The sequence below is a fragment of the Klenkia brasiliensis genome (genome assembly GCF_900100695.1).
In the GTDB taxonomy this organism is placed as follows: domain Bacteria; phylum Actinomycetota; class Actinomycetes; order Mycobacteriales; family Geodermatophilaceae; genus Klenkia; species Klenkia brasiliensis.
Genome location: NZ_FNCF01000001.1, coordinates 429,005 through 451,815, shown reverse-complemented (window position 1 = coordinate 451,815; position 22,811 = coordinate 429,005). Strand labels below are relative to the sequence as shown.

The 22,811-nt window shown below is 76.3% G+C and carries 23 protein-coding genes and 1 riboswitch; of the genes, 14 read left to right on the top strand and 9 right to left on the bottom strand.

The window, feature by feature from the left end; translation table 11 throughout:
- Positions 1–32: 32 nt before the first annotated feature.
- The 6 genes from def to BLT39_RS02290 all read left to right on the top strand — a co-directional run bounded on the left by def (position 33) and on the right by BLT39_RS02290 (position 4,568).
- A complete protein-coding gene (def, locus tag BLT39_RS02315) occupies positions 33–590 on the top strand; it encodes a peptide deformylase (RefSeq protein ID WP_091057936.1) in 558 nt (185 codons plus the stop codon).
- Positions 587–1,777 (top strand): precorrin-6y C5,15-methyltransferase (decarboxylating) subunit CbiE, encoded by a 1,191-nt coding sequence (gene cbiE / locus BLT39_RS02310; protein WP_091057931.1) that lies wholly within the window; start codon positions 587–589, stop codon positions 1,775–1,777. Before def ends, cbiE begins: the two co-directional genes overlap by 4 nt.
- Entirely contained in the window at positions 1,774–2,514 is a 741-nt protein-coding gene (gene cobM, locus BLT39_RS02305) for a precorrin-4 C(11)-methyltransferase (RefSeq protein WP_091057927.1), read from the top strand. Before cbiE ends, cobM begins: the two co-directional genes overlap by 4 nt.
- Positions 2,511–3,221, top strand: coding sequence for a cobalt-precorrin-6A reductase (locus tag BLT39_RS02300; RefSeq protein ID WP_207507524.1), 711 nt, complete (start codon positions 2,511–2,513; stop codon positions 3,219–3,221). Before cobM ends, BLT39_RS02300 begins: the two co-directional genes overlap by 4 nt.
- The gene (locus BLT39_RS02295; protein WP_091057923.1) at positions 3,209–3,856 is read left to right on the top strand and encodes an HAD hydrolase-like protein; all 648 of its coding nucleotides are present in this window, start codon (positions 3,209–3,211) and stop codon (positions 3,854–3,856) included. Before BLT39_RS02300 ends, BLT39_RS02295 begins: the two co-directional genes overlap by 13 nt.
- A gap of 103 nt (positions 3,857–3,959) precedes the next feature.
- The gene (locus tag BLT39_RS02290) at positions 3,960–4,568 is read left to right on the top strand and encodes a PilZ domain-containing protein (RefSeq protein WP_091057920.1); all 609 of its coding nucleotides are present in this window, start codon (positions 3,960–3,962) and stop codon (positions 4,566–4,568) included.
- Here the strand turns inward: BLT39_RS02290 and BLT39_RS02285 are convergent.
- Positions 4,555–5,751: an MFS transporter gene (locus BLT39_RS02285; protein WP_242658099.1), complete on the bottom strand. Its 1,197-nt coding sequence runs from the start codon at positions 5,749–5,751 to the stop codon at positions 4,555–4,557. The two genes, BLT39_RS02290 and BLT39_RS02285, sit on opposite strands and share 14 nt — an antisense overlap.
- Before the next feature lie 185 nt (positions 5,752–5,936).
- Between BLT39_RS02285 and BLT39_RS02280 the strand changes: the two genes are divergently transcribed.
- Entirely contained in the window at positions 5,937–6,878 is a 942-nt protein-coding gene (locus BLT39_RS02280) for a hypothetical protein (RefSeq protein ID WP_242658098.1), read from the top strand.
- Between the two features lie 55 nt (positions 6,879–6,933).
- Here BLT39_RS02280 and BLT39_RS02275 read toward each other — a convergent pair whose 3' ends face one another.
- Genes BLT39_RS02275 through cobG form a run of 3 tightly spaced genes read right to left on the bottom strand, consistent with a single transcriptional unit; the run spans position 6,934 to position 10,252 of the window.
- Positions 6,934–8,487, bottom strand: coding sequence for a precorrin-2 C(20)-methyltransferase (locus tag BLT39_RS02275; RefSeq protein WP_091057913.1), 1,554 nt, complete (start codon positions 8,485–8,487; stop codon positions 6,934–6,936).
- A complete protein-coding gene (locus BLT39_RS02270) occupies positions 8,484–9,107 on the bottom strand; it encodes a precorrin-8X methylmutase (RefSeq protein ID WP_091057909.1) in 624 nt (207 codons plus the stop codon). The genes BLT39_RS02275 and BLT39_RS02270 overlap by 4 nt, the downstream gene beginning before the upstream one ends.
- Complete coding sequence (cobG, locus tag BLT39_RS02265; protein ID WP_091057905.1) at positions 9,104–10,252, bottom strand: precorrin-3B synthase; 1,149 nt, start codon at positions 10,250–10,252, stop codon at positions 9,104–9,106. The genes BLT39_RS02270 and cobG overlap by 4 nt, the downstream gene beginning before the upstream one ends.
- Before the next feature lie 126 nt (positions 10,253–10,378).
- Between cobG and BLT39_RS02260 the strand changes: the two genes are divergently transcribed.
- On the top strand, positions 10,379–10,702 hold the full coding sequence (locus tag BLT39_RS02260; protein WP_091057900.1) for a tetratricopeptide repeat protein: 324 nt from the start codon (positions 10,379–10,381) through the stop codon (positions 10,700–10,702).
- Position 10,703: 1 nt separating this feature from the next.
- On the opposite strand, the gene BLT39_RS02255 is transcribed toward BLT39_RS02260, so the two are convergent.
- Complete coding sequence (locus tag BLT39_RS02255) at positions 10,704–11,246, bottom strand: TIGR03086 family metal-binding protein (protein WP_091057896.1); 543 nt, start codon at positions 11,244–11,246, stop codon at positions 10,704–10,706.
- Positions 11,247–11,283: 37 nt separating this feature from the next.
- Between BLT39_RS02255 and BLT39_RS02250 the strand changes: the two genes are divergently transcribed.
- Positions 11,284–12,114: a helix-turn-helix domain-containing protein gene (locus BLT39_RS02250; protein WP_091057892.1), complete on the top strand. Its 831-nt coding sequence runs from the start codon at positions 11,284–11,286 to the stop codon at positions 12,112–12,114.
- On the opposite strand, the gene BLT39_RS02245 is transcribed toward BLT39_RS02250, so the two are convergent.
- Together BLT39_RS02245 and BLT39_RS02240 are read right to left on the bottom strand one after the other, a co-directional pair.
- Positions 12,115–12,402 (bottom strand): hypothetical protein, encoded by a 288-nt coding sequence (locus BLT39_RS02245; protein ID WP_091057888.1) that lies wholly within the window; start codon positions 12,400–12,402, stop codon positions 12,115–12,117.
- Between the two features lie 124 nt (positions 12,403–12,526).
- The gene (locus BLT39_RS02240; RefSeq protein ID WP_131801382.1) at positions 12,527–14,173 is read right to left on the bottom strand and encodes a hypothetical protein; all 1,647 of its coding nucleotides are present in this window, start codon (positions 14,171–14,173) and stop codon (positions 12,527–12,529) included.
- 42 nt (positions 14,174–14,215) lie between these two features.
- On the opposite strand from BLT39_RS02240, the gene BLT39_RS02235 reads away from it, so the two are divergent.
- Entirely contained in the window at positions 14,216–14,968 is a 753-nt protein-coding gene (locus BLT39_RS02235) for a putative protein N(5)-glutamine methyltransferase (RefSeq protein WP_242658097.1), read from the top strand.
- Here BLT39_RS02235 and BLT39_RS02230 read toward each other — a convergent pair.
- Positions 14,955–15,866 (bottom strand): NAD(P)/FAD-dependent oxidoreductase, encoded by a 912-nt coding sequence (locus BLT39_RS02230; RefSeq protein ID WP_091059283.1) that lies wholly within the window; start codon positions 15,864–15,866, stop codon positions 14,955–14,957. The two genes, BLT39_RS02235 and BLT39_RS02230, sit on opposite strands and share 14 nt — an antisense overlap.
- Before the next feature lie 102 nt (positions 15,867–15,968).
- Positions 15,969–17,204, bottom strand: coding sequence for an acyl-CoA dehydrogenase family protein (locus tag BLT39_RS02225; protein WP_091057880.1), 1,236 nt, complete (start codon positions 17,202–17,204; stop codon positions 15,969–15,971).
- Positions 17,205–17,296: 92 nt separating this feature from the next.
- Here BLT39_RS02225 and BLT39_RS02220 point away from each other — a divergent pair, with 92 nt between their 5' ends.
- The 4 genes from BLT39_RS02220 (at position 17,297) to BLT39_RS02205 (ending at position 22,717) form a co-directional block, all read left to right on the top strand.
- Complete coding sequence (locus tag BLT39_RS02220) at positions 17,297–18,199, top strand: TetR-type transcription factor C-terminal domain-containing protein (RefSeq protein WP_091057876.1); 903 nt, start codon at positions 17,297–17,299, stop codon at positions 18,197–18,199.
- A 79-nt stretch (positions 18,200–18,278) separates the two neighbouring features.
- Positions 18,279–19,247: a cyclase family protein gene (locus tag BLT39_RS02215; RefSeq protein ID WP_091057873.1), complete on the top strand. Its 969-nt coding sequence runs from the start codon at positions 18,279–18,281 to the stop codon at positions 19,245–19,247.
- Positions 19,244–20,899, top strand: coding sequence for a class I adenylate-forming enzyme family protein (locus tag BLT39_RS02210; RefSeq protein WP_091057870.1), 1,656 nt, complete (start codon positions 19,244–19,246; stop codon positions 20,897–20,899). The genes BLT39_RS02215 and BLT39_RS02210 overlap by 4 nt, the downstream gene beginning before the upstream one ends.
- Positions 20,900–20,980: 81 nt before the next feature.
- Entirely contained in the window at positions 20,981–22,717 is a 1,737-nt protein-coding gene (locus BLT39_RS02205; RefSeq protein ID WP_165640099.1) for a SpoIIE family protein phosphatase, read from the top strand.
- A 25-nt stretch (positions 22,718–22,742) separates the two neighbouring features.
- A riboswitch (cobalamin riboswitch) is annotated at positions 22,743–22,808 on the top strand.
- Positions 22,809–22,811 lie beyond the last annotated feature (3 nt).

Below are 22,811 nucleotides of genomic sequence, written 5' to 3'. Positions count from 1 at the left end.
GGTGCCGATGGTGCCAACTACGATCGGCGCCCATGCGCCTGCCCGGCCGTTACGACGGCGTCGCCCGGCCGATCGTCACCTACGGCAGCAACCCGGTCCTGCACCGGCGCTGCGCCGACGTGACCGCCTTCGACCGCGACCTGCGGCACCTGGTGCTGGACATGTTCGCCTCCATGCAGGCCGCCGACGGGGTCGGCCTGGCCGCCAACCAGATCGGCGTCGACGCGCAGGTCTTCGTCATCGACTGCCCGGACGCCGAGGGCAACGACGTCGTCGGCTACGTGGTCAACCCCAAGCTCACCGTGCTGGAGCCGCTGGAGGGCGAGCCGGAGATCGAGCGCACCGAGGAGGGCTGCCTGTCGGTGCCGGGCCCCTACGCCGAGCTGGACCGGGCCTTCCGCGCCCGGGTCGACGGCGTCGACGTGCACGGCGACCCGACCTGCATCGAGGCCACCGGCATGGCCGCGCGCTGCCTGCAGCACGAGTGCGACCACCTCGAGGGCACCGTCTACGTCGACCGGCTGCCCGCCGAGCAGCGCGAGCAGCTGCTCGCCGAGGCCGCGGGGCCCCAGGGGGACCTGCCCGCGTGATCGTCGTGGTGGGCATCGGCGCCGACGGGTGGGACGGCCTGCCGCCGCTGTCCCGCGCCGCGGTCGAGGCCGCCGACGTGCTGGTCGGCAGCCCCCGCCAGCTCGACCTGGTGCCGGTCGACGCCGAGCGCCGCCCGTGGCCCTCGCCGCTGGTCCCGGCGATCCCGGGCCTGTTCGCCGAGCTCGCCGGCCGCTCGGTCGTCGTCCTCGCCTCCGGTGACCCGATGCTGTCCGGCGTCGGGACGACGCTGGTGCGCGAGCTGGGCGCCGACGCCGTCCGGGTGCTGCCCGCGCCGTCCTCGGTCTCGCTGGCCTGCGCCCGGCTGGGCTGGGCGGTCGAGGACACCCAGGTGGTGTCGCTGGTCGGCCGGCCGCTGGAGCTGCTGCACCCGCACGTGCACCCCGGCCGCCGCCTGCTGGTCCTGGGGTCGGACGGCGGCACCCCCGCCGCGGTCGCCGGGCTGCTCACCGCCCGGGGCTACGGCGAGTCGGTGGTCACCGCCCTGGCCTCCCTCGGCGGCCCCGAGGAGAGCATCACCAGCGGGACGGCGGCCGACTGGGGCGCGCAGCCGCAGCCGCTGGTGGTCACCGCCGTGGAGTGCCGCGCGGTCAGCGGCACCGCGCCGATGCCCACCACCCCCGGCCTGCCCGACGACGCCTACGAGCACGACGGCCAGCTGACCAAGAACGAGGTCCGCGCGGTCACCCTGGCCCGGCTCGCCCCGGTGCCCGGCCAGCTGCTGTGGGACATCGGCGCGGGATCGGGCTCCATCGGCATCGAGTGGATGCGCGCCCACCCCGGCTGCCGCGCGGTCGCCGTCGAGGCGGTCGCCGAGCGCGCCGAGCGGATCGCCCGCAACGCCTCGCGGCTGGGCGTGCCCTACCTGCGCGTGGTGCACGGCAGTGCCCCCGAGGTGTTCGGGCGGCTGCCGCAGCCCGACGCCGTCTTCGTCGGCGGCGGCGCCACCACCCCGCTGCTGCTGGACGCCTGCTGGGACGCGCTGGCCCCCGGCGGCCGGATGGTGGTCAACGCCGTCACCGTGCAGAGCGAGGCCGTGCTGGCCGACTGGCAGTCCCGCTACGGCGGCTCGATGGTGCGCCTGGCGGTGCAGCGGGCCGAGCCGGTCGGCGGGTTCCTCGGCTGGAAGCCGGCCATGCCGGTGACCATCTGGAGCGGCACCCGGTGACCGTCCACTTCATCGGCGCGGGCCCGGGGGCGGCCGACCTGATGACCCTGCGCGGCGCCCGGCTGCTCGCGCAGTGCCCCGTGGTGCTCTACGCCGGCGCGCTGGTGCCGCGCGAGCTGCTGGACACCGCCCGGCCCGGTGCCCGGCTGGTCGACACCGCCGACCTCGACCTGGACGCCATCACCGCCGAGCTCGTCGCCGCGCACGAGGCCGGCTCCGACGTCGCCCGGCTGCACTCCGGGGACCCGTCGGTGTGGAGCGCGGTGGCCGAGCAGATGCGCCGGCTGGACGCCGCCGGGGTGCCCTACGACGTCGTCCCCGGGGTGCCGGCCTTCGCCGCCGCGGCCGCCTCGCTCAAGCGCGAGCTGACCGTCCCCGGCGTCGGCCAGACCGTGGTGCTCACCCGGACGTCGGCCCGCTCCACGCCGATGCCGCCGGGGGAGGAGCTCGCCGCCTACGCCGCCACCGGCGCCACGATCGTGCTGCACCTGGCCGTGCAGCGGATCGCCGAGCTGGCCCCGCAGCTGGCCGAGCACTACGGCCCCGACGGCCCCGTCGCGGTCGTCGCCCGCGCCTCCCGCGACGACGAGCTGGTGCTGCGCGGCACCCTCGCCGACATCGCCGACCAGGTCGCGGCGGCCGGCGTCGTCCGCACCGCGGTGGTGGTGGTCGGCCCGGTGCTCACCGCGGCCGCCTTCCCCGACAGCCACCTCTACTCCACGACGCGCGCGCGGTGATCCTCGTCCTGGGCGGCACGGGGGAGGCGCGCGAGCTGGCCGCCGTCCTCACCGCCCGGGGCGAGCACGTGGTCTCCTCCCTCGCCGGCCGGCTGGCCGACCCCGTGCTGCCCGACGGCGAGGTGCGCGTGGGCGGGTTCGGCGGCGTCCCCGGGTTGGTGCGCTGGCTGGCCGGGCACCGGCCGGCCGCGGTCGTGGACGCCACCCACCCCTTCGCCGCCGGGATGACCGCCAACGCCGCGGCCGCCTGCGCCGGGGCGGGCACCCCCCTCCTCCGGTTGCAGCGGCCCGGCTGGACCGCGGGCCCGGGCGACGACTGGCGGTCGGTCGCCGACCTGCAGGAGGCGGCCTCGGTGGTCAGCGGCACCGCGTTCCTCACCACCGGCCGGCAGGGGGTCGGGGCCTTCGCCGGGCTGCCCGGCGCGGTGCTGGTGCGCTGCGTGGACCCGCCCACCGAGCCGCTGCCCCCGGGCGCGACCCTGGTGCTGGCCCGCGGTCCGTTCACCGTGGCCGACGAGCTCGCCCTCATGCGGGAGCACGCCGTCGACGTCGTCGTCAGCAAGGACTCGGGAGGGCACATGACCGCGGCCAAGCTGGTCGCCGCGCGCGAGCTCGGCATCCCGGTGGTGCTGGTCCGCCGCCCCCCGCTGCCGGCCGGCGTCCCCGTCGTCGGCACCGTCGCGGAGGCGGCCCAGTGGCTGTCCTGACCCTCTTCGACCTCGACGGCACGCTGGTCGACTCCGCGCCGGGAATCCACGCCTCGATCCGGGTCGCCGCCGCCGAGCTCGGGCTGCCCGAGCCGACCGCCGAGCAGCTCACCGCGATGGTCGGCCCGCCGCTGCAGGACGGCTTCGCCGGCCTGTTCGGGCTCGGGGACGCCGACGTCGACCGCGCCGTGGCCGCCTACCGCGCGCACTACAGCGCCGGCGCGATGCTCGACGCGCCCGTCTTCCCCGGCGTCCCGGAGCTGCTGACGGCGCTGCGGGAGGACGGCCAGCTGCTCGCCGTCGCCACCTCCAAGCCCGCGACCTTCGCCGAGCGGATCCTCGAGCACGCCGGGCTGCGGGACGCCTTCGCCGGGGTGCACGGCGCGACGCTGGACGGCCGGGTGCGGCACAAGCAGCAGGTCGTCGGCCTGGCGCTGGCCGCCCACCCGGGGGAGCAGCCGGTGCTGGTCGGCGACCGCGCCCAGGACGTCGTGGGCGCCCGCGTGCACGACCTGCCGTGCGTCGGCGCCGGGTGGGGGCCGGCCCGGCCGGGGGAGCTGGCGCAGGCCGGGGCGGCCGTCGTGGTCGCGCACCCGGACGAGGTGCCCGCCGCGCTGGCCCGGCTGCGCGGCTGACCCGGGCGGGTGATCACCCGCCCGGGGACTCATCAGGTGGGCGTCCCCGGCCGATCACCCTGCTCAGAGGGCGCACCAGCGCCGCACAGACGGAGGAGTGGACGTGGTCGTGGAGCTGCCGGTGCCGGGGGCGCTGGTCGACGTCGTCGCGGGGGCCGAGGTGGTCACCGGCCGGGTCGCCCAGCGGCACGCCGACGGCGTCGTCGTGGAGCTCCCGGTCGCCCCCGCCGCCACCGAGCCGCTGCGCCTGTACTGGACCGCGCCGGAGGGCGTGCACACCGTGCTGGCGCGGGTGGCCATGCGGTGGCCGGTCCGCACCGGCGTCCGGTGGCAGCTGCTGCCCGTGGGCGCCGCCGAGCGCGGCAACCGCCGGGACGCCGTCCGTGCGCCGCTGCGGCTGAAGGTGCAGCTCACCGAGCGGGACAGCCGGCTGGTCCTGCGCGGCCGCACCACCGACCTCAGCGAGGCGGGTCTGCGCGGCCGGCTGGAGCTGGGCGCCGGCGCGCCGGTCGAGGGCGCGGCGGTGGACATCGGCCTGCTGCTGCGCGGCGCGGTCTTCCCGCTGCCCGGTCAGCTGCAGACCGTCATCGGCGACGAGACAGGCTGGGACGTGACCGTCGCCTTCGTCGACCTGGCCGAGAGCCTGCAGGACCTCATCCGGGCCCAGGTCTTCGCCGCGCTCCGCGAGCAGCGGCGGCTCAGTCTGCTGTGACCGGCACCGGCCGGCGGTCGCGGACCAGCCCGGCCACCGCGGTCAGCGCCAGCGCCACCACGACCGCGCCGTAGACCTCCGCCGTCGTCGTCAGCCCGAGCGGTCCGGCGGCCAGCCCCGCGGCGATCGCCGGCAGGCTGAACGCCAGGTAGCTGACCGTGAACACCGCCGACAGCAGGCCCGCACGCTGCGCGGGGTCCACGCCGGCGGTCACGGTGGCCATCGCGCCGAGGAACGCCGACCCGAAGCCGAAGCCGCTGACCACCGCGGCGACGTAGAACAGGGGGAGCGACCCGGCGGCCAGCGCGGCGATCGTGCCGCCCACGCCGACGACGAAGACCAGGGCGCCGGTGACCATCCCGGTGGCCGGGGGCAGCCCGCGGGTGGCCAGCGACCCGATGATGCCGGTGCCGTTGAGGGCCAGGATGAGCAGTCCGCCGGCCACGTGGTTCTGCACCCCGAACACCCCGGCCACCAGCGACGGGCCGAGGGATGCGTACAGCCCGCCCAGCGCCCAGGTCGCGGCCAGGCAGGGCAGGACGACGAGGAACGCGCGCCGGCTGGTGCGCGGCACGTGCACGCTGGGCCGCAGCGACGCCAGCGCGCCCGGCGCCCGCGGGGAGGACTCCGGCAGCGCCACCCAGGTCAGGACCGCGGCCACCACGAACACCCCGGCCAGGACGCCGAACACCCACGCGCCGGGGCTGGCCAGCAGCTGGACGGCGATCGAGGCGCCCAGCGCGCCCGCGGACAGGCCGAAGCCGGGGGAGGCGGAGTTGATGAGCGGGCCGAGCGGCTTGGCCGGCCGCTGCAGGTCCAGCAGCGCCGCGCCGAACGCGCCGGTCATCGCACCGGTCGCCAGGCCCTGCACCACGCGGGCGGCGAGCAGCCAGCCCACGCCGTCGGCCAGCACGAACATGCCCATCGCGGCGGCCTCGACCAGCAGCGCCACCGCCAGCACCGGCCGCCGTCCGACGTGGTCGCTGAGCGCGCCGACGGTGAGCAGGGCCAGCAGCAGGGCGAAGGCGTAGACGGCGAAGACCAGGGTCAGCGTGCCGGTGCCGAACCCGAACTCCTCGGCGTAGACCCGGTAGAGCGGGGACGGGACGCCGGAGGCGGCGAGCACCAGGACCAGCAGCACCGCCACCGACCAGAACGCCGCCGGCCGCGAGAGTGTGCGCACAGGGAGGGTGAAGCCGTTGCACCCCGCACCTGTTCCCGCCACCCGCCGCCGGTGCCCGCCGCCTGCGGCCGTCGAGTGTGCAGGCACGGCCCCCAGGACGGGACGCGGGAGGCCGCAGCTGCACACTCGACGCAGCCTGTGGACGGCGCCAGCACGATCCGGTCGGATCGGGCAGCCTGCGGGCCGTGCTGGCCACCGACGACGTCCTCGCAGCCCCGTTCCGTGGCACCGACGCCGTGGCCCGCGGCCTGCTCACGCCCAAGCAGCTGCGCGGTCCACGCTGGCAGCGGGTGCTCCGCGACGTCTACGCGCCGGTAACCACCCCGGTCGACCACGAGCTGCGCGCCCGCGCGGCCGCCGTCCTGCTCCCCGACGGCGTGGTCACCGGCCGGAGCGGGGCCTGGCTCTGGCGGGTCGACGTCGACGGCCCCGACGGCGCGGCCGCAGCCGAGGAGGTCGAGGTCTCCGTCCCGGTGGGCCGCAGCACCCGCACCCGCGGCCTGGTCGTGCGCCGACGGTCGTTCGCCGATCACCAGATCGGCTGCCCGCCGTGGCTGCGCGACGTCCCGACCCTGTGGCCCGACCACGCCGCGCTGGACCTGGCTGGGGACCCCGCCCGCACCCACGTCGAGTCGGTGGTGGTCCTCGACCAGTTCTGCTCCGCCGGTCTCACGACCATCGCCTCGCTGCGCTCCGCAGCGCGCTGGTGGACGGGGCGGGGTTGCCGGGGCATGCAGGCAGCGCTGCGGGATGCCGACGGCCTCGCCGGCTCCCCGCCCGAGACGAGGTTGCGGCTGAGGTTGCACGCCGCTCCCTGGCCGCGTCCGGTCGCCCAGTACCGGTTGGCCCGGCCGGACGGCCGACGCGTCAAGGAGCTCGACTTCGCCTGGCCGCACCTGCGGTTCGCCGTCGAGTACGACGGCGCGCCGCACCTGGCGACGACGCTGCACCCCGAGTCCCGCTTCCGGCTGCCGAAGGACCGGCGCGTGCTCAACGAGGTGCAGGCGCTCGGCTGGCAGCTGTTCTACGTCACCGCGCCGGACCACCACGACATGACCGGCCTCGTCGAGCGGATCGGCGCTGCGCTGGTGGCGCGGGCCGCTCAGCTGGGCGTGCCGCTGCGCTGATCGACTGTGCAGCCAGCGCCCCCGGAACGGTCATCGGAGGGCGCTGGGTGCACGGTCAGGGGTAGCTGCGGCTGGTGTAGACCTGGCCGGACGGGGTCACCCGGGTCCGGGTGCTGCCGATCATCACCAGGCAGCGCATGTCCACCGTGCCCGGGTCGAGGTCGCCCAGCGTGGTCACGGTCAGCGACTCCTCCGGCCCGCCGACGTCGCGGCCGACCACCACCACCGTGCCCGGGTCGCGCACCTCCAGCAGTGCCTCGCGCGCCTCGAACAGCTGGTGCGGCCGTGCCTTCGACCGGGGGTTGTAGAGCGCGATCACCAGGTCGGCGGCCGCGGCGTGGCGGAGCCGGTCCAGGACGACGTCCCACGGCTTGAGCACGTCCGACAGCGACAGGATGCAGAAGTCGTGCCCGAGCGGGGCGCCCACCTTCGACGCCACGGCCTGCGCGGCGGTGATGCCGGGCAGCACCCGTACCGGGACGTCGGGGAAGTCCGCCGCGGCCACCTCGAGCACCGCCGCGGCCATCGCGAACACCCCCGGGTCGCCGCTGGACACCACCGCGACCCGGCGGCCGGCCCGGGCCATCGCCAGCGCGGCGGCCGCGCGCTCGGCCTCGACCCGGTTGTCGCTGGGGTGCTTGACCTGCCGCGGGTTGGCCGCCACCCGGTCCAGGTAGGGGCCGTAGCCCACCAGGTCGTCGGCCTCGGCCAGCGCGGCGGCGGCCTCGGGCGTCGTCCACCAGCGGGCGCCGGGCCCGAGCCCGACCACGGTCACCGAGCCCACCCCCACGGGTATCGGAAGCTCCACCCCGGCCATCGGGGTGGCCGAGGGGGGTGGAGCTTCCGATACCCGGGGCGGGGAGGCCAGGTCGGCGGCGTCGTTGCCCGGGCCGGTCAGCTCCGACGGCAGCAGCGCGAGGGAGAAGTAGGGCACCGACTCCGGGTCGACGTCGGCCAGCGGCAGCACCCGCTCCCGGTCGGTGGTCGCCCGCTCCACGTACCAGGCCCGGTCGAGCACCCCGGCGACGGCGAAGGCGTCCCGGACGGCGGGGAAGGTGCGGCCCAGCTTCATCACCGCGGCGGAGTCGGCGGTCTCCAGCCAGGCGGCGAGCTCCTCGGTGGGCAGCGTGCCGGGCAGCACGGTGAGCACCTCGTCGCGCTCCACCAGCGGGCGGCCGAGCACCGCCGCGGCCCCGCTCACGCTGGTCACCCCCGGCACCACCTCGGTCGGGTACCGGTGCGCCAGCCGCTTGTGCATGTGCATGTAGGAGCCGTAGAAGAACGGGTCGCCCTCGGCGAGGACGACGACGTCGCGGCCGGCGTCCAGGTGCGCGGCCAGCCGCTCGGCCGCCGCGGCGTAGAACTCGTCGATCGCGCCCTGGTAGCCACCGGGGTGGTCGGTGGTCTCGGTGGTCACCGGGTAGACCAGCAGCTCCTCGACCTGGCCCGCGCGCAGGTAGGGCTCGGCCAGCCCCCGGGCGACCGAGCGGCCGTGCCGGGCGGCGTGGAAGGCGACGACGTCGGCCGCGCCGATCAGCCGGGCCGCCTTGACCGTCACCAGCTCGGGGTCGCCGGGGCCGAGCCCCACCCCGTACAGCCGCCCGGTCATTCGGCGGTGCTCGCCAGCGCGTTGACCGCGGCGGCGGTGATCGCCGACCCGCCGCGGCGGCCGCGGACGACGAGGAAGTCCAGGTCGGAGGCGGCCAGGGCGTCCTTGCTCTCCACCGCGCCGATGAATCCGACCGGGATGCCGACCACCGCGGCGGGCCGGGGTGCGCCGGCGGCGACCATCTCCAGCAGGTGGAACAGCGCGGTCGGGGCGTTGCCGATGGCGACCACGGCGCCGTCCAGCTTGTCGCCCCACAGCTGCAGGGCGGCCGCCGTCCGGGTGGTGGCCAGGGCCGCGGCGAGGTCCGGCGTCCGCGGGTCGTTGAGCGTGCAGACCACCTCGTTGTAGGCCGGCAGCCGCTTGCGGGTGACGCCGGCAGCGACCATCTGCGCGTCGCAGAGCACCGGGGCACCCCGCTCCAGCGCCGTGCGGGCCTTGCCCACCACGCCGTCGGACCACGCGACGTCGTCGACCAGGTCGACCTGCCCGCAGGCGTGGATCATGCGCACGGTCACCTGCGCGACGTCGGCCGGCAGCCGGTCGAGCTCGGCCTCGCGGCGGATGGTGGCGAAGGACTGCCGGTAGATCTCCGCGCCGTCGTGCTCGTACTGGTAGCTCACCCTGCTCCGATCTCGTAGCCCTGACCGGTGGCCAGGACGTCGACCGATCCTGCCGGGCGGCCGCAGCGGCGCTCGCACCCGGCCCAGTGCTGGGGCCCGTCGACCGGCAGCGTGCCGGTGGCCACGGCCCGCGCGGCGTCGGCCCGGACGTCGGCCCGCGACTTCGCGCAGCCGGGCAGCCCGGCGCACGCGGTGACCTGCGCCCACGGGCTCGCCGCGTCGAACACCAGGCCCGCGGAGTGCAGCGCGGTGGCCACGTCGTCGACGAACTCGTCGGGCAGGTCGGGGACGGCGACGCTGCGCCACGGCGTCAGCTGCACCTCGCTGCCCAGCGCCGCGGTGACCTGCACGAGGACGTCGAGCGCCGCGGTGGTGAGCCGGCCCAGCGGCACCAGCCCGACCAGCGCCACCCGGCCGTCGCCCTGCTCGACGGAGCCGACCGGCGGGTCGGCCGGGGCCGGCGCGAGCGGCACGGCCGTGCCCCCGAGGCGGGCCGCCACCCGCGCCGGCCCGTCGGCCAGCTCGGGCAGCCGCCAGGCGGACGACCCCTGGGCGGACCGCTCGTCCAGGAACGCGCGGGCCCCGCGCAGCAGCAGGCCGGCCGCGTCGGCCGGGGCCGCGCGCAGACCGGAGTCGTGCCCGGCCAGGGTGAGCGCGAGGGCGTCGGGCGCCACCGCGACCAGGCCGACGTCCCCGGTCAGGCCGTGCACGTCGCCGCGGCCGTCGTCGACGGTGGCCAGGAAGCGGCCGGGCAGCGCGGCCAGCGCGGGGTCGGCGACCAGCCCGGCGTCGAGTGCCCGCACCACCGGCCGGACGTCGACCAGTCCGCCGGCCCGCCCGGACAGCACGCTGGCCACCACGTTCCGCGCGGTCTCGTGGGCCTCGGACGGCAGCAGCCCGGCGTGGTGCAGCCGGCGGGCCAGTTCGGGCGGGGCGTGGTCGGCGAGGCCGCGCAGCTGCACGTTGCCGCGGCTGGTCAGCTCCAGCGCGCCGTCGGCCAGGTCGACCGCGGCCTGGGCGAGCACCAGCAGCTGCGCCCCGCTCAGCAGCCCGCCGGGCACCCGGACCCGGGCCAGCCGGCCGTCGGCGGCCAGGTGGGTGTGCACCGCACCCGGGCAGGCGTCGGCACGGTCGCGGGCAGTCATGGCCCGCCCGAGGTTACGTGCGGCCCACCTCGACGTACGGCGCGCGGGGGCGGATCCTGCACCTGGGCGGCCGGGAAGCACGAGAGGTGCCCGTGCGTTCCACCGGCCGCCTGAGAGGAGGCCACGATGACCACCATCGACCTGCACTCCGAGTTCCTCCGCGCCGAGCTGTTCCTGACCAGCGGGCAGCCGACCGAGGCCGTGGCGATCCTGGCCCCGGTCGTGGCGGCCTACCCGCAGGACATCGCGGTGCTGGAGCTGCTCGGCCGGGCCTGCTTCGAGTCCGCGCAGCTCGCCCGGGCCGAGGAGGCGTTCGGCCAGCTGGTCGAGCTCGCCCCCGCCGACGGCTGGGCCCGCCGCGCGCTGGCCCGCACCCTGGAGCGGCAGCACCGCCCCGCCGAGGCGGCCACCCACCACCGGGTGGCCGACGCGCTGGGCGCGGCGAGCTGAGTCAGGCCCGGCGACCCAGCCGGGCCAGCACGGCGGTCTGCCGGTCGGCGTCCTCGTCGACCGGCAGCGCCGGTGCGCAGATGCCGTCCATGTGCAGCGCCTCCCCGAACCCCTCCGCGCCGGCCTCGACGCGGTCCAGCTCGGCACCGGTGAGGGTCTCGTCCCCGCCGGTGGCCCGGGCGACGTCCCACCGGTGCACCAGCAGGTCCCACACGTAGAACTGCTCCAGCGTGGCGCCGACCGTCGTCGGGCCGAAGAAGCCGTCGTAGCCGGTCCCGAGCAGCTCGTCGGTGAGCAGCCCCTGCACGACGCCGGTGTGCGCGCGGAAGGCCGCGGCCGGGTCGGTGAGGTCCGGCCGGGCACCGACGTCCGCGCCGTGCCGGGTGAGCAGTTCGCGCTGGGTGTCCACGACGTGCGCGACGACGTCGCGGGCGGTCCAGCCGGCGCAGGGGGAGGGGCTGTCCCACCGGTCGGCGGGCACGGCGTCCAGGACGGCGGTCAGGGCGGAGGCGGCGGCGCGGTGGCGGGCGGCGGTCTGGTCCATGCCGCCACCCTGGCGCGGTGCGGCAGGGTGGGTCTTGATGGAACCCGACACGACCGGTGCGGTGGAGCGGGCGCACCTGCGTGCGCCCGGGGACCGCTCGCACACGATGTCCCGCTACGCGCCGCCGGCCGACCTCGCCCCGCTGGTGCAGCGGTTCTGGATCCCCGTCTGGTCGGTGCCGCCGGGGCAGGAGTCGGTGCAGCGGGTGCTGCAGTACCCGGTCGGCCTCGTCGTCGTCAGCACCGGGTACGCCCGCTTCTACGGGGTGGTCACCGGGTTGTCGGAGACCGTGCTCGCCGGGGAGGGGTGGGCCGTCGGGGTGATGCTCACGCCGGCGGCCGGGTCGCTGGTGTCCGGTGTCGACATGTCGACCCTCACCGATCGCCATGTCGACATCGGTGAGCTGCTCGGCGACCCCGGGCGGGAGCTGGCCGACCGGGTGCGCACGGCGATGACCCGCGACCCTCGCGACCCGGCGGCGCACGCGGCGGCCACGGCGGCCTTCGGCGACCTGCTGCGCCCGTCCCTGCCGGTGGACGCGGAGGGCGAGCTGGTCGACCGGGTGGTCGAGCTGGTCGAGACCCGGCCCGACCTGGTCCGGGTGGGCCAGCTGTGCGAGGCCACCGGGCTGGGGGAGCGGACCCTGCAGCGGCTGGTGCAGCGACGGCTGGGGCTGACGCCCAAGTGGCTGGTGCAGCGACGGCGGCTGCAGGAGGCCGCCGAGCGGCTGCGGACGGGGGAGGGGTCGCTGGCGGCGACCGCGGCCCTGCTCGGCTACGCCGACCAGGCCCACTTCAGCCGGGACTGGACGTCGGTGGTCGGCACGCCGCCGGGCCGGTTCGTCGCGGAGCACCGCCGGCCGGGCTGATCAGGCGATGTCGACGTCGACGCCCTCGTCGGCGAGCACCTCCGCGAGGGTCTGCACGACCAGGCCGTGCTCGGTGGGGTCGCCGTCGGCCGGGTCGGCCAGGTGGCCGCAGAACTCCTCGTAGCGCTGCGCGCCGCCCAGGGTCAGATACTCGACCCAGAGCACCTTCGTGGTGACGGGGCACATCCGGGCGGCCTCGAGCAGGGTCAGGGTCCGTCGCGGTGGGACCAGGCGCAGGGCGGGCTGGTCGAGGTCGGGGCCGTCGGCGGGGGAGAGCGCTGCGGTCATCGGGGAGCCTTCCGGGGGAGCCCTGGATCGGGTGCAACCGAAACTAGGACCACCGGAATGCGTCCACCAGAGCCACAACTGATACGGAACGGTTCCGCTGTTGGCAGGTTGCTCCCGCGTGGCGTCAGGGGCCGTCGAGGGGCCCGCCGCCCACCCGGGCCACCTCCCCGGACGCCGAGTCGGCCCGGAACACGGTGAGGTCGTCGGCGCCGTCGACCTGGAAGCCCCAGCCGGCCTCCAGCGCCGGTGCGGTGAGCGCGCCGCCCGCACCGGTGTTGAGCTCCACCTCCTGGCCGGGCGGGGCGACGACCACCAGCGTGGCGCCGAAGGTCGAGGAGTCCCCGGCGTAGGAGGCGCAGCGGGCGACCACGGTCAGCGTCGCCAGGTCCGTGCCGGCCGGGTGGGTCGCGGTGCCGCAGGGGGTGCCCGAGCCGTCCGGGGTGGCCGACGCCGTGCTCGTGGCCACCGCGCCCCCCGGGAGCGCCACCGCGACGGTCACCGCCTGCGCGGTGGCACCGCCCGGGGCGGGGAAGGTGCCCGACCCCAGCACGGTGACCGCCAGGCTGCCCGGACGGCGCCCGGTCGGACCGGCGACGGCGTCGACGGCCACCTCGTAGGCCAGGGGGTCGACGGGCGCGGTGCCCGAGCGGGGGACCGCCGACGGCGGGGCCGCCGCGCCCTGGGTGAGCAGGCTGGACGCCGGGCCGGTCCACACCGGCAGGCCGTCCCGGCTGACCCGGGCCACCACCCCCTGCCCGCCGTCCCGGTCCAGCCGCACGGCCGAGACGCCGTCGGCCGTGCCCACCGGGCGGAAGCTGCGGGAGGTCGAGCCGTCGGCGGCGACGTCGACGCCGGAGGACACCTCGACCTCGTCGCCGGGGGCGGTGACCAGCAGCAGCGCGGCGCCGCGCTCGTCCTCCGCGGTCGCCGCGAGCACCGGCGCCGGGGTGTCGCTGGTGGTGGTCAGGGCCCGGTCGAGGAAGGCGGCCGGCGTGCTCGCCGGTCCGGTGAACCAGGTGACCTGGAGGCCGTCGCCGGTCCGTTGCGCCAGCAGCGCCCACCGGCGCCCCGCCGCGTCGCCGGCGTAGACCAGCCGCGGCGGGTCCGGTGCCGGGTCCAGCCGGTCGCGCAGCGCCGCCACGAAACCGGTGTCCCCGGCCAGCGACCCGCGGGCCGGGCCCAGGGTGGACGCGGGGGCCTCCGCCGCGGGTGCGGGGGGCCGGACCACCCCCGGCAGGGTGGCCGCGCCGACCGCGAGCACGGCCACCGCCGCGACGGCCGTGCCGGCCCGCACCCACCGGCGCCGGCGCACCGCACGGACGCCGTCGGCCACCGCGGCGTCGTCGAGGTCCCCGAGCTGGGCGGTCCCGGCCAGCAGCTCCAGCCGGGCCGGCAGCCGGTCGGCGGGCACCCCCAGCCGGCCGGGCAGCGCGGCCAGGTCCACCCCGGGCACCCGCTGCGCGACCTCGGCGGCCGGCCGGTCCTCGAACCAGTGCAGCACCACCGCCGCGCGCTCGGCCCGGGTGAGCGCGTCGAGCGCGGCGGCCAGCTCGGCGGCCGCCGCGGCGTCGGCGGGGGAGACCCACCACGGCGTCCCCGACGTCCCGCTGAGCACCACGTCGCGGCCCACCCGGCGGCGCAGGTGCGCGCGCACGAGCCCGTCGACCCCGCCCCCGCGGGCCAGGCCGCGCGCGAGCAGGTCCCGGGCGCCCGCGTCGCTGCCGGCCAGCAGGAACGCCGTCGGCAGCAGCTCCCGCCAGTCCTCGGTCACCGGCACAGTGAACCCCGGTGCACCCCCGCGCACACTGGTCGCGTGGACGACGTGGTGGCACGGCTGCGCGCCGCGGGCTGCGTCTTCGCCGAGGAGGAGGCCGCGCTGCTGGCCGCCGACGGCCGCGACCTCGATGGTCCCTCCGGCCTCGTCGCCCGGCGGGTGGCCGGCGAGCCGCTCGAGCAGGTGCTCGGCTGGGTCACGTTCGGCGGCCTGCGGGTGCTGCTGGATCCCGGCGTCTTCGTGCCCCGCCAGCGGACGGCGCTGCTGGTCGAGGAGGCGGTCGCGCTCGGCGGGCGGGTGGTCGTCGACCTGTGCTGCGGGTCCGGCGCGGTCGGCCTCGCGGTGGCCGCCGGGCTGGGGGAGGTCGAGCTGATCGCGGCGGACGTCGACCCCGTCGCGGTGGCCTGCGCCCGGCGCAACGGCGTCGACGCCCGGGCCGGCGACCTGTTCGACGCCCTGCCGGGGCAGCTGCGCGGCCGGGTCGACCTGCTCTGCGTGAACGCCCCCTACGTGCCCACCGACGCGATCGCCGACATGCCGCCCGAGGCCCGCGACCACGAACCGGTCACCGCGCTGGACGGCGGCGCCGACGGCCTGGACCTGCACCGGCGGGTGGCTGCCGGGGCGCGTGCCTGGCTGGCCCCGGGCGGTGCGCTGCTGCTGGAGACCAGCCGGCGGCAGGCGCCCGGCACGCTGGCCGCGGTGGCCGCCGGGGGCCTGTCCGGGCGGCTGGTCACCGACGACGACCGCGGCGCCGCGGTCGTCGTCGGCACCCGGGTCACGGGTTCGTGATCAGGTCCATGTTCAGCTGGGCGCCGGCCATCAGCCCCGCGGCCATCGAGGCGACCACCTGACCCATCGGCTCCACCGCGTTGCCCGCCGCCCACACGCCCGGCACCGGGGTCCGCCCGGTCGGCTCGGCCACGACCCGGGTGCCGAGCACCAGGTCGCCCATCCGCAGCTCCTCGACCGGCAGGTCCAGCCCGGTCAGGTGGTCGGTGCGGGCCCGCACGAAGGAGGTGACGACCAGCGCATCGCGGGGGACCACCTCGCCCGAGACCAGCCGGACGCCCGAGAGCCGGTCCTCGGTCACCTCGACGCCGGTCACCGTGCCCTCGACGACCCGCACGCCCCGCGCCGCCAGCGTCGTGCGCTCCTCGGCGGTCGGGGCGTACCCGTGCGCGAGGAGGACGACGTCGGGGCTGAGCTGGGAGAACATCAGCGCCGAGTGCACCGACACCGCGCTGGTCGCCAGCACGCCGATCGCCTGGCCGCGCACCTCGTAGCCGTGGCAGTAGGGGCAGTGCAGCACGTCGCGGCCCCACCGCTCGACCAGGCCGGGGACGTCGGGCAGCTCGTCCACCCCGCCGCCGGCCAGCAGCAGCCGCCGCGCGGTCAGCACGCCGCCGTCGGCCAGCTGCACCTCGAACCCGCCGTCCACCGGCCGGGCGTCGACCACGCGGCCGGCCAGCACCCGGCCGCCGTAGCCCTCGAGCTCCCGCCGGCCGATGGCCAGCAGCTCCCGGGGCGCGATGCCCTCGTGCCCCAGCACGTTGTGCGCCCCGTCCGCCGGGGCGTTGCGCGGCCGGTCGTCGTCCACGACCACCACCGACCGCAGCGAGCGGGCCAGCGCCTTCGCCCCGCTCAGCCCCGCCGGACCCCCACCGATGACCACCACGTCCGCATCCATGCCGGCGACGGTGCCGCCCACCCGGCCGGACCCGCAACGATCCGTGCCGGTCTGGCAAACGCAGCCGGCTGCACCGGCGGCGAGCGGCGGTGGGTGACCCGGCTAGACGGTGACCCGGGCGAGCGGGACCAGGGGTGCGCGGCCGAGCTCGCTCTTGGCCAGCGACCGCAGGTGCACCTCGTCGGGGCCGTCGAACAGCCGCATCGCCCGGTGCCAGCCGGCCATCGCGGCCAGCGGGGTGACGTCGGTGACGCCGGCGCCGCCGTGGACCTGGATGGCCCGGTCGATGACGCTCGACGCGGCCCGCGGGACGGCGACCTTGGCCATCGCGACCAGGTCCTTGGCCGCCTTGTTGCCCTGCGTGTCGATGACCTGGCAGGCCTGGTGGCAGATCAGCCGGGCCTGGTCGAGCTCGATGCGGCTCTCGGCGATCTGGTGCTGCACCACGCCCTGCTCGGCCAGCGGCTTGCCGAACGCGACCCGCTCGGTCACCCGGGCGACCATCATCGCCAGCGCCCGCTCGGCCGCGCCCAGCGCGCGCATGCAGTGGTGGATGCGCCCGGGCCCCAGCCGGGCCTGCGCGGCGGCGAACCCGCCGCCCTCCTCGCCGATGACCGACGACACCGGCACCCGGACGTCGTCGAAGCGCACCACGCCGTGGCCGTGCTGGTCGTGCTGGCCGAACACCGGCAGGTCGCGCTCGACGGTGATGCCCGGGGTGTCGCGCGGCACGACGACCATCGACTGCTGCCGGTGCCTGGGCGCCTGCGGGTCGGTCTTGCCCATGACCACCAGCACGGCGCACCGCGGGTCCAGCACGCCCGAGGTCCACCACTTGCGGCCGTTGATGACGTAGTCGCCGCCGTCGCGCTCGATGCGGGTCTCGATGTTGGTGGCGTCGCTGCTGGCCACCGCCGGCTCGGTCATCGCGAACGCCGACCGGATCTCCCCGGCCAGCAGCGGCTCGAGCCACTGCTGCTTCTGCTCCGGCGTGCCCAGCAGGTGCAGCAGCTCCATGTTCCCGGTGTCGGGCGCCGCGCAGTTGGTGGCCTCGGGGAACAGGTCCAGGCTCCAGCCGGTCAGCTCGGCCAGCGGCGCGTACTCCAGCTGCGTCAGCCCCGACTCGCTGGGCAGGAACAGATTCCACAGGCCCTGGGCCTTCGCCTCGGTCTTGAGCTTCTCCACCACCGGCGGGACGTCGTGCCCGTCCGGGCCGGCCTCGCGGCGCGACTGCTCGTACTCCGCCTCGGCCGGCAGCACCTGGTCGCTCAGGAAGTCCACCATCCGGGCGTGCAGGTCGGTGGCGCGGCTTGACGGGGTGGCGAGGGAGTGGGTCATGATCAGCCTTCCTGAACACGTGCGCCGGTGCACGGTGGCGGCACGCTAACAGCGGGGTCCGACGGTCCCGGGCGAGGAGGGTGGCCGGAGAGATGGGCACGGACGCGGGCATCGGCGCCTCGATCCGCCGGCTGCGCACCGCGCGCGGGGTCACCCTGCGCGCGCTCGCGGCCGGCCTGGGCGTGAGCCCGGCGACGTTGAGCGCGGTGGAGAACGGGCACACCGGCGTCAGCGCCGTCCGGGTCGCGGCCATCGCCGACCTGCTCGGCGTCCCGGTGGCCCGGGTCTTCGACCCCGACGGCCGCGGCCCGGGCCCCGGCGTCCTCACCGGGTTGCCGGCCGCGGGCCCGCCGCCGCCCGCCGACGAGGACTGGCGCCGCTACGGCCCGCTGCGGCTGGACCCGGCGCTGACCGCGGCCCTGGCCGGCTTCGTCGAGGTCGGGTACCACGGGTCGACGATCCGGACGATCGCCGCGCGCGCGGGGCTGTCGGTCTCCGGCCTCTACCACTACTACGAGAGCAAGTACGACATGCTCGTCGCGCTGCTCGACCGCACGATGGCCGACCTCGACGCCCGGGTCCGCGGCGCCCGCGCCGCGGGTGGCGACCCGGTCCAGCGGGTGGCGCTGCTGGTCGAGTGCCTGGCGCTGTTCCACTCCCACCGGCGGGCCACGGCCTTCCTCGGGGCCAGCGAGATGCGCAGCCTCGCCCCGGTGGACTACCAGCGGGTGGCCGGGATCCGGCGGGCCCAGCAGCAGGCGGTCGACGAGGAGGTGGCCGCCGCCGTGGCCGCCGGTCAGCTGTCGGTCGCCGACCCCCGCGCGGGCGCCCGCGCCGTCGTCACGCTGTGCACCGCGATCCCGCAGTGGTTCCGGCCGGGGGGACCGCTGACGCCCGAGGAGGTCGCTGCGCAGTACGTCGACTACGCCCTGCGACTGCTGGGCGGGGGAGCGTTGCGAGACCGTCGCGACGACCTTGACCCCCCTCGGGTGTGACCTGCATCATCCTGCACGCCAGCGCCGACCGGACGAGCGTCCGGTCGTGGTGGTCCCTGCCGCTCGACGAGGAGACGACATGACCAGCACCGAGAAGCCCGCGGTCCCCGACCTGACCGACCTGCTCGCCGACTCGCCGACCAACTGGGGCAAGTGGGGCCCCGACGACGAGGTGGGTGCGCTGAACTACCTCACCGCCGACGAGGTGCTGCGCGGCATCGCGCACGTGAAGAAGGGCGAGGTGCACACCCTGCAGCGCCTGATCGGCGACCCCAAGGGCGACCCGGTCTGGCCGGGCCGCACGCCGGCCGAGCGCACGCAGATCCTCGACGAGTCCAGCTGGGACGGCTCCGACGCCCCGTCCTACCCCGGCGGGCTGCACTACGCCGACGACAAGATCAACGCGTTCCTGCAGGGGTCCACGCAGTACGACGCGCTGGGCCACGTCTGGTACGGCGGCAAGATCTGGAACGGATTCGACGCCCGCACGACCGTCGGCGGCCTGCAGAAGGCCAGCGTCGAGCCCATCGCGCAGAAGGGCGTGGTCGGCCGCGGCATCCTGCTCGACATGGCCCGCTTCCGCGGCAAGCGCACGCTGGACAAGGCCGAGACGTTCACCCACGCCGACCTCGAGGAGTGCGCGCGGGCGCAGGGTGTGGAGATCCAGAAGCGGGACGTGCTGGTCATCCGCACGAACTTCCTGCAGTTGTTCCACGACCAGGGCGAGGCCTTCTACGAGGGCTTCTGCGAGCCGGGCCTGGTGTACAGCCCCGAGCTGGTGCAGTGGTTCCAGGAGATGGAGATCCCCAACCTGGTCACCGACACCATCGCCAACGAGGTCACCTTCGACCCCAACAACGGGACGGCGCTGCCGCTGCACAGCGCGCTGATGCGCAACCTCGGGGTCACCCTCACCGAGATCGCCGACCTGGAGACCCTGGCCGACAGCTGCGCCGAGGACGGCCAGTACACGTTCCTGTACGCCGCCGCCCCGCTCAAGGTGCACCTGGGCTCGGGGTCGCCGGTGAACCCGCTGGCGATCAAGTGAGCGTCTACACCGACAAGCCGTGGCTGGCCCTCTACGGGGAGGGTCAGCCGGCCTCGATCACGCCCGAGCACGCCACGCTGCTCGACGTCTTCCGGGCCACCACCGCGGCGACGCCCGACGCGGTCGCCATCAGGTACTTCGACGGCACCCTGACCTACGCCGACCTCGACGCCGCCTCCGACGCCCTCGCCCTGGGGCTGCTGGAGGGCGGTTTCGCCCGCGGCGACCGGATGGGCCTCTACGTGCAGAACGACCCCGCCTTCGTCATCGGTCTGCTGGGCGCGTGGAAGGCCGGCGGGGCCGCGGTGGCGATCAACCCGATGAACAAGGCCGCCGAGCTGACCTACCTGCTCACCGACTCCGGGGCCACGGCGCTGCTGTGCCTGGACGAGCTGTACGACACGGTCGCCCGGGGCGTGCTGCCGGAGACGTCGGTGCGCACGGTCATCACCTGCTCGGGGCTGGACCACCAGACCCGCGCCGACCCCCGGCTGTTCGAGGGGACGACGAAGAGCACCCCCGAGGGCACCACCGACCTCGACGAGCTGGCCACCCGGTTCGCCGGTCAGCAGCCGCCCCCGGTCGAGCTGTCCGGCGACGACATCGGGGTGCTGACCTACACCTCGGGCACCACCGGCCGGCCCAAGGGTGCGATGAACACGCACTCGACCATGACGTTCAACGCCTGCACCTACCGCGAGTGGATGCGGCTGGGCCCGGACGACGTGGTGCTGGGCGTGGCCCCGCTGTTCCACATCACCGGGCTGATCGGGCACGTGGCCATCGCGATGCTGGTCGGCTGCCCGCTGGTCATCGCCCACCGGTTCCACCCCGACGTGGTGCTCGAGGCCATCCGGGAGCACCGGCCGACCTTCACCGTCGGCGCCATCGCGGTGTTCATCGCGCTGGGCAACGCCGCCGGCGCCACCCGCGAGGACTTCTCCTCGCTGAGGGCGGTCTACTCCGGCGGGGCGCCGATCGCCCCGGCGGTCACCGACCAGCTGGAGGACAAGCTCGGCGTCTACGTGCACAACATCTACGGGCTGACCGAGACCAACAGCCCCTCGCACGGCGTGCCGATGGGCGTGAAGGCCCCGGTCGACGAGAACTCCGGCGCGCTCAGCGTCGGGGTGCCGGTCTACGACACCGTGGTGCGGGTGCTCGGGGAGGACGGCGAGGAGGTGCCGGTCGGCGAGGTGGGCGAGTTCGCCACCGCAGGTCCCCAGGTCGTGCCCGGCTATTGGGAGCGGCCCGACGCGACCGCGGAGTCCATCCCCGGCGGGGAGCTGCGCACCGGCGACGTCGGGTTCATGGACGCGCAGGGCTGGTTCTTCCTGGTCGACCGCAAGAAGGACATGATCAACGCGGCCGGCTACAAGGTGTGGCCGCGCGAGGTGGAGGACGTGCTCTACGGGCACCCCGCCGTCCGCGAGGTCGCCGTGGTGGGCATCCCCGACGAGGTGCGCGGCGAGACCGTCAAGGCCTACGTCTCGACCAAGCCGGGCGCCACGGTCGACCCCGACGAGGTCATCGCCTGGGCCAAGGAGCGGATGGCGGCCTACAAGTACCCGCGGTACGTCGAGGTGGTCGAGGAGCTCCCCAAGACCACCACCGGCAAGATCCTGCGGCGCGAGCTGCGCGCCCGGGGGTGAGTGCACCGCGCGGTGGCCCGGGGGCAGCGGGCCACCGCGTGGTGCTCGATTCCGGAGGTTGCCGTACCGCATACTGCCCGCGTGGCCACGACGCGTGGTGAGGTCGCCGGTGACCGGGACGTGCTCCTGGCCCGGCTCGCCGTGGCGACCTCGGCGGCGGGCCTGGGCCTGTGGGACTGGGACCTGCGCACCGACGAGCTGGTCTGGGACGACCGCAGCCGGGCGATCTTCGGCCTGAGCGGGGTCGAGCTCACCGGCACCGTCGCCGACATCGACCTGGCCATCCACCCCGACGACCGGCCGGTGGTGCAGGGGGCCCTCGACGAGGCCATCGTCGGAGGTGACCTGCTCGACGTGGAGTTCCGGGTGGTGCACCCCGACGGCGCCGTCCGGTGGGTCGCCGCGCTGGGCCGGGTGCTCCAGGACGACACCGGCGCGCCCGTGCGGATGGTCGGCACCAACGTCGACGTGACCGACGGCCGCGAGGCCGCCCAGCAGCAGTTCGCCGACGCCACCCGGATGGCGGGGCTGGTGACCGTCGCCGAGGAGCTGGGCGGCGCGGAGACCGTCGGTGCCGCCCTGGCCGTGGTCACCCGGCACGCCGCGGCGACGCTGGGCACCACGGGGGTCATCCTCTGCGTGACCGACGACGACGGGTCGGCGGTCACCACCTACGTCGACGCGCCCCTGGACGCCCAGACGGTCGACACCGTCCGCCGGCTCCCGGCCGACTTCCCGCTGCCGATGGTCGACTCCGCCGTCCACGGCCGGGCGCACTTCGTGCCCGACCTGGAGACCGCGGCGCGGCTGTTCCCCGGCGGGGTCGGCGTCTGGCGCCGTTCGGGTGTGCGGTCGGGGTGCTCGGTGCCGCTGCGGTCGGCGAACCGGCTGATCGGGTCGCTGGCCCTCGGGCAGCGGGTCGACCGGTACTGGCGGCCGGCCGACCGCGAGTTCGTCAGCGCGCTGGGTGCCCTCACCGCCCAGACCCTGACCCGGATCGCCTCCGCCGGCGCCGCCGCGGAGGCGGCCTCGGCGGTGGCCCGGCTGGCCGAGACGCTGCAGCGCTCGCTGCTCACCGCCCCGCCCGAGCCCGACCACCTGCACGTGGTGCCGCGGTACGTGCCGGCCGCGGCCGAGGCGCAGGTCGGCGGTGACTGGTACGACGCGTTCCTCGGCCCGGACGGCGCGACCCACCTGGTGATCGGCGACGTCACCGGCCACGACCGGGAGGCCGCCGCGGCGATGGGCCAGTTGCGCAACGTGCTGCGCGGCATCGTGTGGGCCGCGGGCGGGACGCCGGCGCAGGTGCTGACCACCCTGGACCGCGCGGTCGCCGGGCTCGACGTCGGCACGCTGGCCACCGTGCTGGTCGCCCGGGTGGAGCAGACCGGCGCCGGCCGGCTGCTGCGCTGGTCCAACGCCGGCCACCCCGCGCCGCTGCTGGTCGACCCCGACGGCGACGTGGTGCTGCTCGAGGGCCGCGACCTGCTGCTCGGGGTCGACCACACCGCCCCGCGGCACGACCACGAGGTCCCCCTGCCGCCGGGCAGCACCCTGCTGCTGCACACCGACGGCCTGGTCGAGCGCCGCGGCAGCGACCTGGACGCCGGCACCGCCCGGCTGGTGCAGGTCGTGGGCCGGCTGGTGCGCGCCGGGGTGGGCCTGGACGAGCTGTGCGACCGGGTGCTGGCCACGGTGCCCCGCCACCCCGAGGACGACGTCGCCCTCATCGCGCTGCGCGCCCACCCCGAGGACCTGCCCCGCCCGTGGGAGGCCGGCCCGGCCGTCGTGCCCGACCTGCCCGGGACCGCCGGGTAGCGTCGGCGCCAACCACGGCAGTGCGCAGGAAACCGGTGCGACCCCGGTGCGGTCCCGCCACTGTGACCCCCTCGGGGGGAGCCAGACACTGCGG